The organism is Bacillus atrophaeus (assembly GCF_039519175.1).
GTDB lineage: Bacteria > Bacillota > Bacilli > Bacillales > Bacillaceae > Bacillus > Bacillus atrophaeus.
Window position 1 is genome coordinate 1,734,339 of record NZ_CP154443.1, and the last position, 16,220, is coordinate 1,750,558.

Below are 16,220 nucleotides of genomic sequence, written 5' to 3' on the forward strand. Positions count from 1 at the left end.
TGAATTGATGAAAGGGGGAGACGACAATGAGTCAACTCTTCAGATCGTTTGATACATCAGAAAAAACACAGCTCATTTGTTTCCCGTTTGCCGGAGGCTACTCGGCATCATTTCGCCCTCTCCATGCCTATTTGCAGGGAGAGTGTGAAATGCTGGCTGCTGAGCCGCCCGGACATGGCACCAACCAGACGTCTGCCATTGAGGATTTGGAGGAGCTTGTCCGGTTGTACAAGCAAGAATTGAATCTCCGTCCTGATCGGCCCTTTGTGCTGTTCGGACACAGCATGGGCGGCATGATCGCCTTCAGGCTTGCGCAAAAATTGGAACGCGAAGGCATCTTTCCGCAGGCGGTGATTATTTCTGCGATTCAGCCTCCGAATGTGAAGCGGAAAAAGGTCTCGCACCTTGAAGATGAGGCGTTTCTTGAGCATATTATGGAGTTGGGCGGTATGCCGGCAGAACTTGCTGAAAATAAGGAAGTCATGTCATTTTTCCTCCCTTCCTTCAGATCTGATTACCGGGCGCTCGAACGGTTTGAACCCCGTGATCTGGGGCAGCTTCAGTCACCTGTCCATATTTTTAACGGCCGTAAGGATGAAAAATGCATGAGAGATGCGCACGGCTGGGATCAATGGGCCCAAAATCCGGCTTATCATGAATTTGACGGCGGACATATGTTTTTACTGTCTGAGACTGAAAAGGTGGCAGAAGAGATTTTTTCTATCCTGAATCACTGCAAGCCGGCCGTTTCTCATAAATAAAAAACAAGCGGACAATACCTCTGTCCGCTTGTTTTACTTTTCCCCGCCGCTTGGGCATAATGACAGTATAAAAACAAAAACGGAGGGTACATGATGAAAAGCGCAAGCCCGTTTGTAGTAGTGGATAACTGTAAGGAATCCGTCGAGTATTATCAAAGCATCTTAGGCGGGGATATTAAAATACTCAACAAACACGAAGGAAAAATCATGCATGCCGAACTTCATCTCGGCAGTAGTCTGATTCATTTTTCTGACACGTTCGGCAGAATCCCAAAAGCTGAAAACGTGAAAATCATACTTCAGCTTGAGAGTGAGAAGGAAATCAGGGAGACGTACGATTCGCTGCTTCAGGACGGAGAGGTGACGGTTGAATTGCAGGATACGTTTTTCAACGCGATTCACGGACAGGTCACTGACAACAAAAACGGCATTTGCTGGGTGCTGAATTATATGAAATAAGAAAAAGGACAGACGCGGTCAGCGCTGTCCTTTTCTTTTGCGTATAGCAGCATTGCTGCCAAGGACGCCGATGATAATGCAGAGCGCGCCAATCACATGATAGAATGCGAGTGTTTCGTGCAGAACAGCAACACCTGCAAGCATCGTGACAAGTGTAGATAAATTGTTGAAGGCGCTCATTTTAAACGCCTCGATCTGTGACAGCGCGTAATTTGACAGATATGATGTAACCAACGAAGACAGGATGCCCAAATAGATCATAGAGAAGATAAAATCGGTCTCACGAAACGGAGCGAAATACTGGCTGATGGTCCCGGCCGCTCCGTGCTGTATAAGAGCGATGCCGTTAAAGGTCAAAAATCCGATTGCAGACATCAAGTATGTCAGTTCCATCAGTCTGAAACGCTGTGTCATTTTTCTTGCTGCCGTGTTATAAGCTGCGGACGAAAGTGCTGACAGCAAAATCAGTATGGAGCCTTTTAAACTGGCTGATTCAACCTGAACGCCTTTCATTGCAAAAATTACAATCACACCCGCCACTGATAAACACGTAAACCCTTTTTGGGCCCGCGACGGACGTTCCTTTAGAAAATAAGCCGCAAACACCATCGTGAAAATGGGAATAGCCGCCTGAATAATTCCAGCTTCAGATGATGAGGAGTAAACGAGTCCAAATGCCTGAAAGCTGAAAAATAAAGCCGGATATAACAGAGCCAGCGGCAAAATGGAGAGCACATCCTTCAAGCTGATCGACAGCTTAATCCATCCGAATAAAACTGGAATTGATGCTGCCGCGAAAGACAGCGTGAAGCGATGAGCCAGTATATCAAACGGATTGGCCGATTGAAGTGCGATTTTAACAAATAGAAAAGAACAGCCAATAATCAATGCGTTTAAAATAGCAGCGATGTAAGCTGACGTATGACGATCTGAAACGTGCATATAGTTTCTCCTTTAGATAAAAAAGTAGCGCCGGCCGCTCCCTTTTATTGTATGAGGAGGATAGGAACGGTACAATGAGAAAAACAATGAACTGTACCGGTACAAAACAGGGGGAGAACGAATGGAGAAGTATATGAGTCTCTTGACGAAAGTAGAAGAGATGATGCAAAGCAGCGCCTATCAAGAGGGAGACAGGCTGCCGTCTATCCGGCAGCTGTCCGATCGCTATCGTGTCAGTAAAAGCACCGTTATCCGCGCGCTGCAGGAGCTTGAAAAGCGTCATCTCATCTATTCCGTGCCGAAAAGCGGCTATTACATTGTGAAAAAGACAGGAAAACTGAAAAGCGGCCATTCGGGTACGATTGACTTTGCGACTTCAGCGCCGGACCCGGATATTTTTCCATATAGGGATTTTCAGCATTGCATCAATAAAGCGATTGATACATATAAAAACGATTTGTTTATTTACGGAACACCAAAGGGCCTTCCGTCGCTGATTCTCATCCTTCAGAAGCTGTTTGCGGACCACCAGGTTTTCGCAGAGGAGCGGCATATTTTCATTACATCAGGCGTCCAGCAGGCATTATCACTGCTTTGTGCGATGCCATTCCCGAATGGAAAAGAGAAGGTTGCCGTTGAACAGCCGGGCTACCATTTGATGATTGAACAGATTGAAGCGCTCCGCATACCTGCGGTCGGCGTGAAAAGAACGGCGCAGGGACTTGATTTGGCGGAGATAGAACGGCTGTTTAAAACGGAGTCGATCAAATTTTTTTATACAATGCCTCGCTTTCATAATCCGCTCGGAAGCTCACTGGCAGAAGCGGATAAAAAAGAACTGGTAAGACTTGCTGAGAAATATGACGTCTATCTTGTTGAGGATGATTACTTGGGGGATTTGGATGATAACAAAAAAGCAGACCCGCTGCATGCATACGACTTAGCTTCACGGGTCATTTATGTAAAGAGCTTTTCGAAAATGATTTTTCCCGGCCTTCGTGTGGGAGCCGCCGTTTTACCGGATGCGCTGATTGATACCTTCAATACGTATAAAAGGCTGAATGACATTGACTGTTCGATGATCTCTCAGGCGGCGCTGGAGGTCTATGTGAAAAGCGGCATGTTCCGGAGGCACAGGGAGAAAATCAGAGAATCCTATACGGAAAGATCCTTGCTGTTACATGAAGCGATTCAAACCCACGGACAAAACGGACGGTTTACCTATTCAGACGGCCAGGCTCCTTGTATCCATACTCACCTTGTACTGAATAAGGAGCTGCCGGCCTCGCGGGTCATTCAGCGGCTGAAGAAGCAGGGCGTGCTCCTCGAGTCGATTGACCGCCATTATCTTTTGTCCTTTCCGAAAGAAAATCTGCTGAAAATCAATATCTCCAACGTGAAGAAAGAAGAGATCGAACACGGTATCAAGCTGATCATGAACAGCCTATAGCAGCTCTTCATACGTTTTCATCACTACACTTTCAGGGAAACGCGAATGAGCCGCGCATACCGCCATTTTGTAGTCCGGGTCAATGTCATACGTTTTGATAAAGCAAGGCTTATGGTTTTCCGGGAGCTCCACCGATACACGTCCGTCTTGGCGCAAACGGACCGAAAAAGAGTCAAGCGGCAGTGACAAGCCTTTTCCGGCCTGTTTAATAAAACTCTCTTTCATTGACCACAAATGATAAAAATAAGAGATTTGCTCATCCTTGTGTGTTGATAAAAGATCTCTGTACTCAGTTTCCGAAAAGAAGCGCTTAGCGATATCCAAGCTGATGGGTTTCATTTTTTCAATATCAGCGCCGATCGGCTCTGCATCAATAGCGCAAATCACCCAGCGGCCGGAATGGGAAATGTTAAAGTCAATATCGGGGAAAGCCGGTGCGTACGGCTTCCCGTACTCCTGTGTGAAAAAGTCAATGCCCGCTTTATTCACCCCATATTCCTCACTGATGACAGAGCGGACAAGCACATCGCCGAGCAGCGTGCGGTGTGCGTCCTCTTCATGATAAAATCGGCCGCATTTTTCCCGTTTTTCTGCCGACACAAAAGACATCAGCCTATCCGTCTCGTGCTGCTTCAGCGGGCGCTCCATACAAATTCCGTAGATCTTCATACTCTATCCTCCGTCTGCAAATGATTGTTAAAACTATCCTATCACTTCTTTTTACTTTAAAGAATAAAAAAATAGCTGGGCAGTCACATTCCTGATCTTAATATCAGGTTTTTACATTACCTTGAAGAATGTGGACGGGATTATTTCTTGAGGAAAAGGCGATGGATAAAGGTAAGGCGCAAACGCGATCATCTACATGTGGAAGGATGGATAATAAAAAAGCTGTTATCAAAAATTGATAACAGCTTTTTATAATGAAGTGCCGGTCTGAGACACCTTTTCAACCCGTTTCATCAGCATATAACGCAAGAGCTGCGTGGACTGCGGGAGGGAAAACCGTAAAATTAATCCGGTCAGTATGGCTATGATGATGGTTCCGATGCCGATCGGTCCGCCCATTCCCCAAGCGACGGCCAAAATGGTTAATTCAATTCCGTTTCGGACCCATTGCACATTCCAGCCTGTTTTTTCCGAGATGAGCATCATAAGCGAATCTCGCGGACCCGCTCCCAGCCCCGCCGATACATACACACCGACGCCATATCCGATCAGCAGCACACCGAGAGAGAAGACAATCACTGATGCCGTATAAGTAGACGGTTCGGGCAGGAGGATGTTGAAGAAATCTATAAAAATGCCAATCAGCACCATATTCAGAATCGCGCCGATTTTAGGTAATGCTTTCGTAAATACAGAGGTTAAACATACGATGATCGCACCGATGATAATCGCCCATTGGCCGATCGTAAGCCCAAAACGCTGGAACAGCCCGTAATGAAAGGCATCCCATGGGCTGATGCCGAGAGCTTTTCCTTCAATCGTAAGTGATATGCCAAAAGACAAAATCAGCAAACCGATAAAATAAAATGCCCAGCGCAAAACAAATTCTCGCTTCACACGTTTTCCCTTCTTTCTGATCAATCACTCGATTGCCATTGTAGCATAGATTGAAAACGGGTGAAATAGGCTTTGCGTCAGGGGGCCTATCATAAAAAAACAGGGCGCCTTTACGGCGCACCTGTTTACACGTTTATTTACAGCGGATTTAAAATCCGGTTTAAAAACCGTTGTGTCCGTTCTTCTTTCGGAGCGGAGAAGATCTGGCTCGGCGGTCCTTGTTCCACGATGACGCCGCCGTCGATAAAGATGACTTCATCCGCCACTTCTTGTGCGAATTTGATTTCATGGGTGACGACAACCATCGTCCAGCCTTCATTGGCTAAGTCTTTAATGACCTTCAGCACCTCGCCGACAAGCTCGGGATCAAGCGCTGATGTCGGTTCGTCAAACAGCATCAGCTCCGGCTGAATCGCAAGCGCGCGGGCGATGCCGACACGCTGCTGCTGCCCGCCTGAAAGCTGGAACGGGTACAAGTCCATTTTGTCCCCCAAGCCTACTTTTTCAAGAAGCTGTATCGCTTCTTTTCTGACTGTTGCTTTGTCACGTTTTTGCACTTGGATAGGGCCTTCCATGACATTCTCAAGAGCGGTGCGGTGCGGGAACAGGTGATACGCCTGAAAAACCATGCCGGATTTCCGGCGCAGCCGCAGAAGATCAGACTGTTTCACTTTGCTGTTAAAATTGATAGAGAAATCATCAAACGCCAGCTCGCCGCGGTTGGGGATTTCCAAAGCGTTCAGACAGCGGAGAAGGGTCGTTTTTCCTGAACCGGACGGCCCCAGGATGGCGATGACTTTCCCCTTTTCTATCTTCATATCTATCTTTTTTAAAATTTCATTTTGACCGAATGATTTATTTAATCCGTTGACAGTCAGCATACGGAAACCTCCTTATTTGGCCACATAGCGATCGAGCCGCCGTTCAATCAGATGCTGTGCGAGGGAAAGCAAAGAGCAGATGATCCAGTAAATAAAGGCGGCTTCAATATAAATGACCAAGATTTGGTCAAGGTTGCGCGCCCCGATTTCCTGCGCTTTTCTGAACAGTTCCACAACCAAGATCTGAGAAGCAAGCGATGTATCCTTGATCAAGCTGATAAATGTATTTGATAAAGGCGGGATCGACACGCGAAACGCTTGTGGCAAAATGACGCGGAACAGTGTTTTTTGATGGGTCATGCCGATTGTATAGCCGGCTTCCCACTGACCTTTCGGCACGGATAAAATAGATGCCCGGATAATTTCAGAAGCATAAGCGCCGACGTTTAATGAAAAAGCGATAATTGCGCTTGGGAACGGGTCCAATGTAATATTGAACGCTGGGAACATATAAAAAATGATAAACAATTGAACGAGAAGAGGGGTGCCGCGCACCGCGGAAACGTACACGCCGAACACCCATCTCAATGGTGTTATCTTTGACATTCTGGCAAGCGCCGTCACAAGCGCGATGATCATTCCGAAAATAAAAGAAAGAATGGTAAGGGGAATCGTATAATAGATTCCCCCGGAAAGTATCGGCCAGAATGACTGCTCCACAAGGTCCCAAGGAATTGCTGTCCCAAGTGTCATTTCAGGCAGATTATTCAGTAACATCTTCGCCAAACCATTTTTTAGAGATCTTAGAAAGAGTCCCGTCCTCTTTCATTTCTTTTAATGCTTTGTTCACTTGGTCTGTGAGCTCGCCGCTTCCTTTACGGAAAGCAAAGAACGTATCTTGCGGATCGCCTGTTTCAAACGCGATTTTTAAATTTTTGTTGCCTGATGTTTTCAAGTAGTTCAGCACGGCAAGCTTATCGTTGTACGTCATATCGACACGGCCCTGCTGAATTAACTGAAACGCCTGAGCCATGCCTTCGATGCCCTCAACCTTTGCTCCGGCTTTTTCCGCTAATTGATTATAGTTGCTTGTTAATGATTGAGCGGATGTTTTTCCTTTGACATCTGCTTCAGATGTAATGTCTTTGTTGTTTTTCTTAGTCACGACAACTGCATTAGACGTTGTGTATTTATCTGAGAAATCATATTTGCCTTCACGGTCCGTTTTGCCGACTTGGTTGGCGATGACGTCAAACCGTTTGGAGTTTAAACCTGCAAACATGCTGTCCCATTGAGTTTCCTTGAATTCGGCTTTCAGACCGAGACGTTTGGCGGCTTCCGTGATAACCTCCACGTCATAACCAGTCAGTTTATCCGTTTTTTTATCATGATAGGTGAAAGGCTCATATGTCCCTTCCGTCCCGACCGTAAGGACTCCTTTTTCTTTAATAGAAGCCCAAAGATCGCTGTCTTTTGCGTTATCTTTCGACCCGTTGTCACTTGATGATCCGCAAGCCGCAAGAACCGCAAAGCTAACCATCATACATAAAGCGAAAAATGCCTTTTTCATCCTATTCCCCACTTTTCTGATTAATTTTATTGAGTTAAAAAAATATAGCTCACAAATGTAAAGCATAACTTTTTTTTAGTATGAGTCAAGTAATTGGTTTTCATGAAAGAAAAAAATGTCCCGTCACATCAAAATAAATTCAAAAATTGCTGGACCGGTTTTGGCAGATAACTGTCCGCTCTCCACATGACGGCGGGGGTCATGATGAACGGGTTGTCCTCAATATGTACCGTATGAATATGGTTTCTCATATGAAGCGGTATCATGGTAAGAGGCAGAATGGTTGCCCCGAAGCCTGATGACACCAGACTGAGCAAAGTCGCCGAATCGTGGCATTCACAAACAATCCTCGGCTCCAGATCCAGCCGTTTAAACTCATTAATGACTTGATCATACACGCCCCTCCCATTTACAGTCCGCAGAAGGATGAGCGGAAACGAAGCGATGTCTTCCATATTGATCGTGTCACCGCAAGTGTTGTCCGCTGCTTCTGACATGATAAAGACACACGGAATGTCTTCGAGCTTCTTTGTTTGGATGCCGTCGCTTTTCAGGAGGGTGGTGGTAACAGCCGCGTCGATTTGCCGTGATTCCAATAATTCTAACAGCATCACCGGTTCATTCTCCCAGATGTTAAAGGTGAGGTGGGGATATGCTTCCTTAATCTGCGTCACTTTTTCCAGCATCAGAGCGGCGCAGTAAATGGTTGAACCGACTGCCAGTGTTCCCGCGACTTCCTCTTTTAGCTCCTGTACCTCAATGACGGCGTCTTCAAACTTGTTCAAAATGTCTTTTGCCCTTTTTAAAAAAACGGTTCCCTCGTATGTCAGAGTCATTTGCTTTTTTTTATTGCGGTCGAAAAGGATGACTCCCAGTTCCTCCTCCAGTTGTTTGAGCTGTCTGCTTAACGGCGGCTGCGCCATATGAAGTTTTTTTGCGGCTGACGTGATTTTCTGTTCTTGAGCGATTGTCACGAAGTATCGTAACTGACGGATATCCAATATGGACTCCTCCTTTTTTTCTATACCTTTAAGGTATTGTATATAGATTTAATGAATATTTTTCATATGGATATATCAGGAGTATGATGGATTTGAAGACATAATTCAAGCGTAAGGGAGGGGTCATATTGAAACTCGTTGTCGGGATGACCGGAGCTACAGGGGCTATTTTCGGAGTCAGGCTTTTAGAATGGCTGAAGGCCGCAGGAGCGGAAACTCACCTTGTCGTTTCTCCTTGGGCTCATGTCACAATCAAACATGAAACAGGTTATAGCTTAAAAGAAGTTGAAGAGCTTGCCTCATATACGTACTCTCATAAGGATCAGGCGGCTGCCATTTCAAGCGGGTCTTTTCAAACGGACGGCATGATCGTCGCCCCGTGCAGTATGAAGTCGCTCGCAAGCATTCGCACGGGGATGGCGGACAATCTGCTGACCCGGGCTGCAGATGTCATGCTGAAAGAGAGAAAAAAGCTTGTCCTGCTGACGAGAGAAACGCCGCTTAACCAGATTCATTTAGAGAATATGCTCGCATTAACAAAGATGGGAAGCATTATTCTTCCGCCAATGCCGGCTTTTTATAATCAGCCGGCCAGTCTGGATGAAATGGTGGACCATATTGTATTCAGAACGCTGGATCAATTTGGCATTCGCCTTCCTGAGGCAAAACGCTGGAATGGAATTGAAAAAGAAAAAGGAGGAGCTTGATCATGGCTTATCAAGATTTCAGAGAATTTCTCGCTGCCCTGGAAAAAGAGGGACAGCTATTAAAAGTGGATGAAAAGGTGAAGCCGGAGCCGGATTTAGGAGCCGCAGCCCGCGCAGCCAACAACCTCGGCGATAAAAGCCCGGCTCTTTTATTTAACAATATTTACGGCTACAACAATGCACAAATCGCGATGAATGTCATCGGATCTTGGCCGAACCACGCGATGATGCTTGGCTTGCCGAAAGATACACCGGTGAAAGAACAGTTTTTTGAATTTGCGAAGCGATATGAACAGTTTCCGATGCCGGTCAAACGGGAAGAAACTGCGCCATTTCATGAAAATGAAATCACAGAGGACATCAACCTATTCGATATATTGCCTCTTTTCAGAATTAACCAGGGTGACGGCGGCTATTATTTAGATAAAGCGTGTGTCATTTCCCGTGATCTGGATGACCCTGACAACTTCGGCAAGCAGAACGTCGGAATTTACCGGATGCAGGTAAAAGGGAAAGACCGCCTCGGCATTCAGCCAGTTCCGCAGCATGACATCGCGATTCATCTTCGCCAAGCAGAAGAACGCGGCGTCAATCTTCCGGTCACCATCGCGCTTGGCTGTGAGCCGGTCATTACGACCGCGGCGTCAACTCCGCTCCTATATGACCAATCAGAATACGAAATGGCGGGAGCGATCCAGGGCGAACCGTATAGAATCGTCAAATCAAAGCTGTCTGACCTTGATATTCCTTGGGGCGCAGAAGTCGTGCTTGAAGGAGAAATCATTGCCGGAGAACGGGAATATGAAGGGCCGTTCGGCGAATTTACCGGCCATTATTCAGGCGGACGCAGCATGCCGATTATCAAAATCAAACGCGTATCTCATAGAAATCATCCGATATTTGAACATTTATATCTCGGCATGCCTTGGACAGAGTGCGATTACATGATCGGCATTAATACATGCGTGCCGCTTTATCAGCAGCTGAAAGAAGCGTATCCGAGTGAAATTGTCGCTGTGAACGCAATGTACACACATGGCTTAATCGCCATTGTATCTACAAAAACCCGTTACGGAGGATTTGCAAAAGCTGTCGGAATGAGAGCACTGACTACACCGCACGGACTCGGCTACTGTAAGATGGTGATCGTCGTGGATGAAGATGTTGATCCGTTCAACCTCCCGCAAGTCATGTGGGCGCTTTCAACAAAGATGCATCCGAAGCATGATGCCGTAACCATTCCTGATTTATCCGTGCTGCCGCTTGATCCGGGATCAGACCCGTCCGGCATTACTCATAAAATGATTCTCGATGCCACAACGCCTGTTGCGCCGGAAACAAGAGGCCATTATTCACAGCCGCTTGACTCTCCTTTAACAACAAAAGAATGGGAACAAAAACTAATGGACTTGATGAATAAATAAGAGAAAGGATGATCCGACATGCATACATGTCCTCGATGTGATTCAAAAAAGGGAGAAATCATGAGCAAATCGCCTGTAGAAGGCGCTTGGGAAGTCTATCAATGCCAAACATGTTTCTTCACATGGAGATCATGTGAACCGGAAAGCATTACAAACCCGAAAAAATACAATCCATCATTTAAGATCGATCCGAAGGAAACAGAAACAGCTGTTGAAGTGCCGGCTGTTCCGGAAAGAAAGGCCTGACATATGAACAGTATGTCAGACCGCCTCTTTGAGCTTCTGGACGGGAACCGCTTAAAAGAAAAACAGCACGAGGCCTTTGTCCTGCAAACTGTATCGGAGGACGGCTGGCCCTATGCCGCGATGATCAGCGCGGGAGAAATCATAGCAACCAGCCGAACCGGTCTCCGAATCGCCCTTTGGAAAAACACAACGACTGCGGGCAACTTGATCCGTACAGGACAAGCCCAGCTCGCCCTATGGTGGAAGGGAGCCGCTCACTACGTCAAAATGCAATGTGAACCCCTGCCGCCGCTTGCGGACGCAGCATTCGACAGAGAACGTTTTTCCTGCCGTATCGTCTCAGTAAAGGAAGATATAGCGAAATACGCAGATTTGACTTCCGGTGTCAGCATTCAGCTGCACAACCCGGAAGAAGTGCTAAAAAGATGGGCCGTAACGCTTGAGGAACTGAAACGTTAATGCAGAAGGCCTGACGCTATGCGTCAGGCTTTTATTGTCTGAAAAATTGTATAATGAAAAAGTAACTCATTACAGCCAAAGGGGACATTGCGATGGGAAACAGAGGGATATACCGGGTTGATGGTTTTGATTTATCTTATGATATCGAAGGGGCAGGCACACCTATTCTGGTGATAGGCAGTGCCGTTTACTATCCGCGTCTCTTTTCAGCGGAGATCAAACAAAAATACAAATGGATATTTATTGACCACAGAGGGTTTGCGAAGCCGACGCGGACATTACAGCCGGAAGATCAAAGGCTGGATCGCGTATTAAAGGATATCGAAACAATGAGGCAAGCGCTTCAGCTTGAGGATTTTGTGATTATGGGGCACTCAGGACACGCCTTTATGGCCGCAGAATATGCCAGAACATATCCTGAACAGGTTCGGAAGGTTGTATTACTAAATACGGCTCCTGACAACAGTGAAAACAGACAACGCAAAAGCGAGGCATTTTTCGAGAACACAGCCAGCCCTGAGAGAAAGAGCCGATATGAAAAAGAGATTACTAAATTGGCGGGCGACATTGAAAAAGACCCGGAAAGAAGATTTGTGCATATGTGCATTCGCTCTGCGGCCAAGAACTTTTACAACGATAGATCCGATGCGGCTGCTCTATGGGATGGTGTTTCCGTCAATATGCCGATCATGGATTACTTATGGGGAAAAGCGTTCGCAGAACTTCATCTTATTCAAGTGTTAGCCGATGTTCAGGTGCCGGTTTTTATCGGCTTAGGGAGATATGATTATGCAGTTGCCCCTGTTTCTTTATGGGATGCCGTTGATGACTCGTATCCGCATGTGAAGAAGGTTGTTTTTGAAAAGAGCGGGCATAACCCTATGCTGGAAGAACCGCAAGCCTTTGAGCAAAGTTTGGCCGATTGGATAGAAAATAAAAAACGCCCGCAGAGCTGATCTGCGGGCTGTTTCTATTCTATAAAACACCTTTCATCGCCCGTTTAATGACCGGCGAGAGCAGCAGCAGGATGCCGCCGAGAATAATAGAGACCAAACCAATTGTACCGAAATAAGCTGAATCTGATACTTTTCCGAAAAATACTGAAACTTTTGCATTGATCGCTTGGGCTGAAGCATTTGTCAGAAACCACAAGCTCATGGTCTGCGCTGAGAAAGCAGCCGGCGCAAGTTTCGTTGTAACTGATAAGCCGACAGGTGACACGCACATCTCGCCAAGCACCACAAGCAGGAAGCTGAGAACCAGCCAAAGCGGGCTGACGAGTGCATCTTTTCCTTGCATCGCAGGGAAGATCATGATGACAAATGACAATCCGGCTAAAATAATCCCAATCGCGAATTTAACAGGTGTGGAAGGCTGGCGTTTACCAAGCTTCATCCAAAGCCATGCGTAAATTGGGGCGAAAATCACCACGAATAATGGATTTAATGATTGGAACCATGATGACTGAAGCTCTAATCCGCCTAATGACAGTTTTGTGCGCTCATCGGCGTATAACGCAAGAATGGTCGCTCCTTGTTCTTGAATCGCCCAGAACATCATAGCTGCGATAAACAGAGGAATATACGCGGCAAGCCGTGATTTTTCTGTTTTTGTCGCTTTTTTGCTTGTAAACATCACAATAAAGTAGGCAATTGGAATGAGAATACCGAGGATACTGACAAGGTTAATGAATCGTTCGATATTTAATATTCCCGTTTGAATCGCAATGATAGCTGCAATAATCACAATGATGAGGCCGATTCCGGTGCCAAGCGCTGCTTTTTTAGAAAGGGGATTTGGCACATTTGAGCCTGCAAGCCCAAGATTTTTCTTTCTGGTTAACGCAAATACGATGAGTCCGAGCAGCATTCCGACTGCGGCAGTTCCGAAGCCGAGATGATAACTATATTCTTGTCCGAGTGTTCCGACAATTAGCGGCGCGATTAAAGCACCGAGGTTGATTCCCATAACAAAGATACTAAAACCTGAATCGCGGCGCGGGTCTTCTTTTGTATAGAGATCGCCGACGACGCTGGAAACGTTCGGTTTTAATAAACCCGTCCCAATAATGATAAGCGCCATGCTGATAAAGAACGCTGTCGCACTTCCTGGAAAGGCTAGTACAATGTGTCCGAACATAATTAAAATCCCGCCGTAAAACACAGTGTTTGCCGTACCGAATAACCGGTCAGCGAGCCAGCCGCCGATGATGCCTGACATGTATACAAGAGATCCATAAATCGACATAATGGCAACCGCTGTGCCTTTGTCGAAGCCGAGACCGCCGTTTACTGTCTCTGTATACAAGTAGTAAAGCAGGATCGCTCTCATGCCATAGTAGGAGAAACGCTCCCAAAATTCTGTGAAAAACAGAGTGAATAGTCCTCGCGGGTGACCAAAGAACCCTTTTTGCGGGACGCTTTTAATGATACTTTCGTTATCAATCGAAGCCATGTCAGCCAAACCCTTTCTGAAAGAAGTGTATTATAAAAATAATATTCTTATATAATACGCGTGTCAATATGAATTATACTCATTTCAAAAAGTTCCATTATCGAAAAATAAAATCATAGATTAGTAGTGGGTTTTTCCTATTTCTTAAGACTCCTTTGTTAAATAATCTTACAAAGATATATTGAGAAAATATTTAAATAAAATTTTAGATACCTGTCCAAGCGGATATGGACATGCGACATAAAATGAAATGAATAAACGAGATAGAGGGGGATGCTTTCATCATGGCTGAATTTGTATTGGATGTGACAGACTATGGCGTTTCAGGAGACGGTAAGACAGACTCGACCGAAATGATTAATCAATGTCTAACCGCGGCTTCTGAAAAGGGATACCATACTGTCTGGTTTCCAAAAGGCACGTATATGATTGACGGAACCCTTGGAGGAGATTCGGATCAGGCCTTCCGAAACGCGGGTATACAAGTTCCTGATGACTTGACCATTTTAATGGACCCAGAGTGTATGATAAAAGTGATACCGAATGATTCGTGGGGGTATTCTGCATTTTATGTAGGCAGAAAAAAGAATATAACTATTTCCGGCGGACAAATTATCGGAGATCGGCATGAGCATACGTATAAAAACGCAGGCCTCAGACAGACCCATGAATGGGGCTTCGGTATATGTATAGAGGGCAGCTTGAACATTCTGGTCGACAATGTCAGCATTTCAGATTTTACAGGAGACGGGATTATCGTCAGTCCGCGAGGGTTAAAGACAAATCCCGATTACACCACGTCAGAAAATGTTATAATTCAGGACTGTGAAATCAGACGGTCACGGCGAAATAACATTTCGATTACAGGAGGTGAAATAGTCACTGTGCAAGACTGTATCATTGAGGATGCGGGAAAAGGAAATGGCATAGCGCCGAAATTCGGAATTGATATTGAGGGGTATGGCGAAGGAGATTTAGATTATGAGGAAGCGCTGAATATTACAATCCGCAACAACTTTTTTAATGGGAACGTTTCCTGTTCAGTATGCAATTTTAACGGCTATGGCGTCATTATAGAGGGGAATCAAGCCGACAATACAATCAGCTACGGCTACGGAACAGAGACTCTCATTTTAGGAAATATTATTAAGTCTGAGAACGGTATTATACAGAGTGCCGGAATTGCGGGACTGGGTGTATCACAAGGGAAAGACGGAAGCGATGCGGTTATTGAAAGCAATCTCATCACTGGATTCTCCACTGGAATTGATATCAGAGGCAAAAGCGTCCTTGCAGCCAATAACAAAATCAAAAACTTCGATAATACGGGAATATCCGTCTATCAGGCTTCGAATGTGTTAATCGAGGGAAACATAATTGAAAACGGAATATCCCAGACAAGGCGAAGCACAGGTTTCAGAGCAACGTTGTCGGACGATACGATATTTGCCAATAACAGCATTACCCAAGTCATTGACGGCATCAACATATCCGGCGGTGATATAACGGTTAAGCAGAACGTCCTGAAATCGTTCAGCAGAGGAATTTGGGTTACCCAAGGCAGCCCGGTTATTGAAGGAAATACGCTTGTTCCAAATGCTTTTGAAGGTTTTATGGAATCCTATGCCGTATCCATTACGAACAATGCCTCAGCTATTATCAAGAACAACACATTCCGCAGTTTTAAAAACTATCCGATTTACTGCGCCACAAACGCAAAAACATCCATCATCGGCAATCACTTTGAGCAATCCCCCCTGCTCGTGACCATTTATATCAACTCCGGCACCCACGACATTATGGATAATACGATCACCGTAAACAGAACAGCCGGTACACCAATTGCTATATATTTGAACAGTTCTTCAGGCTCAACGATCTCCGGCAATACCATCCACAACCTGTCAGCAAACACGGCCTCTGCCATCCAAACGAACACATCCACAAATTCACGCATCATCGCCAACCGAATCATCAAAGGAACCATCGTCAGACACAGTACGGATATTTCAATAGGCAATATTGTCGTATAAGCATAAAAAACGCCCCAGATCAGGGGTTGTTTTTTTTCAGTTTTCGTAACGAAATCGCTTCTTTCAGCAGGACTAAGAAAAAAATGAAAGATGTAACCCACTCCGCAAAGGTTGTCATTTTGATGGTGTTCAAATTATTTTGGATCGCTGCCATCAGGCTTAATCCCTGCGCCATATCCATTAAAACCGATATCACGAGCATCAAACCGATTAAAAATGCCGTTACTGCGAAAATTTTCAAATGAGATCACGCTCCGTTTCTTATTTTAATTCTTTTACGTAAGGTTATTCAGATGCTTCATATGTATATTTTTTCAGATGTGCAGG

At 45.5% G+C, this 16,220-nt stretch carries 18 protein-coding genes; 9 read left to right on the forward strand and 9 right to left on the reverse strand.

All coding sequences use genetic code 11. From position 1 onward, the window contains the following. The first annotated feature begins 26 nt into the window (after positions 1–26). Both srfAD and AAHT65_RS08895 read left to right on the forward strand, forming a co-directional pair. Entirely contained in the window at positions 27–761 is a 735-nt protein-coding gene (gene srfAD, locus AAHT65_RS08890) for a surfactin biosynthesis thioesterase SrfAD (RefSeq protein ID WP_106034381.1), read from the forward strand. Positions 762–854: 93 nt separating this feature from the next. Beyond that, complete coding sequence (locus AAHT65_RS08895) at positions 855–1,220, forward strand: VOC family protein (protein ID WP_343311520.1); 366 nt, start codon at positions 855–857, stop codon at positions 1,218–1,220. Positions 1,221–1,238: 18 nt separating this feature from the next. Here the strand turns inward: AAHT65_RS08895 and AAHT65_RS08900 are convergent, their stop codons facing one another. After that, a complete protein-coding gene (locus tag AAHT65_RS08900; RefSeq protein WP_343311374.1) occupies positions 1,239–2,162 on the reverse strand; it encodes a DMT family transporter in 924 nt (307 codons plus the stop codon). Between the two features lie 121 nt (positions 2,163–2,283). Here AAHT65_RS08900 and AAHT65_RS08905 point away from each other — a divergent pair, with 121 nt between their 5' ends. Then, positions 2,284–3,612 carry a PLP-dependent aminotransferase family protein gene (locus tag AAHT65_RS08905; RefSeq protein ID WP_343311375.1) on the forward strand — a complete coding sequence of 443 codons (1,329 nt, stop codon included), beginning with the start codon at positions 2,284–2,286 and terminating at the stop codon, positions 3,610–3,612. Here AAHT65_RS08905 and AAHT65_RS08910 read toward each other — a convergent pair. The 6 genes from AAHT65_RS08910 to AAHT65_RS08935 all read right to left on the reverse strand — a co-directional run bounded on the left by AAHT65_RS08910 (position 3,607) and on the right by AAHT65_RS08935 (position 8,570). Further along, positions 3,607–4,281, reverse strand: coding sequence for a 4'-phosphopantetheinyl transferase family protein (locus tag AAHT65_RS08910; protein WP_268476176.1), 675 nt, complete (start codon positions 4,279–4,281; stop codon positions 3,607–3,609). The genes AAHT65_RS08905 and AAHT65_RS08910 overlap by 6 nt on opposite strands. 249 nt (positions 4,282–4,530) lie before the next feature. Next, positions 4,531–5,178, reverse strand: a complete 648-nt coding sequence (locus tag AAHT65_RS08915) for a YczE/YyaS/YitT family protein (RefSeq protein WP_063638726.1) — start codon at positions 5,176–5,178, stop codon at positions 4,531–4,533. Positions 5,179–5,315: 137 nt separating this feature from the next. Next, a complete protein-coding gene (locus AAHT65_RS08920) occupies positions 5,316–6,059 on the reverse strand; it encodes an amino acid ABC transporter ATP-binding protein (protein ID WP_004430190.1) in 744 nt (247 codons plus the stop codon). Between the two features lie 12 nt (positions 6,060–6,071). Further along, positions 6,072–6,776 (reverse strand): amino acid ABC transporter permease, encoded by a 705-nt coding sequence (locus AAHT65_RS08925; RefSeq protein ID WP_004430194.1) that lies wholly within the window; start codon positions 6,774–6,776, stop codon positions 6,072–6,074. Beyond that, positions 6,763–7,569: a cystine ABC transporter substrate-binding lipoprotein TcyA gene (gene tcyA / locus AAHT65_RS08930; protein ID WP_004430197.1), complete on the reverse strand. Its 807-nt coding sequence runs from the start codon at positions 7,567–7,569 to the stop codon at positions 6,763–6,765. Before tcyA ends, AAHT65_RS08925 begins: the two co-directional genes overlap by 14 nt. Before the next feature lie 128 nt (positions 7,570–7,697). Continuing rightward, on the reverse strand, positions 7,698–8,570 hold the full coding sequence (locus AAHT65_RS08935) for a LysR family transcriptional regulator (protein ID WP_010789727.1): 873 nt from the start codon (positions 8,568–8,570) through the stop codon (positions 7,698–7,700). Positions 8,571–8,698: 128 nt separating this feature from the next. Between AAHT65_RS08935 and AAHT65_RS08940 the strand changes: the two genes are divergently transcribed. The 5 genes from AAHT65_RS08940 (at position 8,699) to AAHT65_RS08960 (ending at position 12,362) form a co-directional block, all read left to right on the forward strand. Continuing rightward, positions 8,699–9,277: a non-oxidative hydroxyarylic acid decarboxylases subunit B gene (locus AAHT65_RS08940; RefSeq protein ID WP_301282476.1), complete on the forward strand. Its 579-nt coding sequence runs from the start codon at positions 8,699–8,701 to the stop codon at positions 9,275–9,277. 2 nt (positions 9,278–9,279) lie between these two features. Continuing rightward, positions 9,280–10,701: a phenolic acid decarboxylase BsdC gene (bsdC, locus tag AAHT65_RS08945; RefSeq protein WP_216414307.1), complete on the forward strand. Its 1,422-nt coding sequence runs from the start codon at positions 9,280–9,282 to the stop codon at positions 10,699–10,701. 18 nt (positions 10,702–10,719) lie between these two features. Next, positions 10,720–10,947, forward strand: coding sequence for a phenolic acid decarboxylase subunit BsdD (gene bsdD, locus AAHT65_RS08950; RefSeq protein ID WP_010789725.1), 228 nt, complete (start codon positions 10,720–10,722; stop codon positions 10,945–10,947). Between the two features lie 3 nt (positions 10,948–10,950). Further along, entirely contained in the window at positions 10,951–11,406 is a 456-nt protein-coding gene (locus AAHT65_RS08955; RefSeq protein WP_343311376.1) for a pyridoxamine 5'-phosphate oxidase family protein, read from the forward strand. Between the two features lie 92 nt (positions 11,407–11,498). Next, on the forward strand, positions 11,499–12,362 hold the full coding sequence (locus AAHT65_RS08960; RefSeq protein WP_343311377.1) for an alpha/beta hydrolase: 864 nt from the start codon (positions 11,499–11,501) through the stop codon (positions 12,360–12,362). A 19-nt stretch (positions 12,363–12,381) separates the two neighbouring features. On the opposite strand, the gene AAHT65_RS08965 is transcribed toward AAHT65_RS08960, so the two are convergent. After that, positions 12,382–13,860 carry a peptide MFS transporter gene (locus tag AAHT65_RS08965; protein ID WP_004430224.1) on the reverse strand — a complete coding sequence of 493 codons (1,479 nt, stop codon included), beginning with the start codon at positions 13,858–13,860 and terminating at the stop codon, positions 12,382–12,384. A 284-nt stretch (positions 13,861–14,144) separates the two neighbouring features. Here AAHT65_RS08965 and AAHT65_RS08970 point away from each other — a divergent pair, with 284 nt between their 5' ends. After that, positions 14,145–15,893: a right-handed parallel beta-helix repeat-containing protein gene (locus AAHT65_RS08970; RefSeq protein WP_343311378.1), complete on the forward strand. Its 1,749-nt coding sequence runs from the start codon at positions 14,145–14,147 to the stop codon at positions 15,891–15,893. 19 nt (positions 15,894–15,912) lie between these two features. On the opposite strand, the gene AAHT65_RS08975 is transcribed toward AAHT65_RS08970, so the two are convergent. Then, a complete protein-coding gene (locus tag AAHT65_RS08975) occupies positions 15,913–16,134 on the reverse strand; it encodes a hypothetical protein (protein WP_088116494.1) in 222 nt (73 codons plus the stop codon). Between the last annotated feature and the right edge of the window lie 86 nt (positions 16,135–16,220).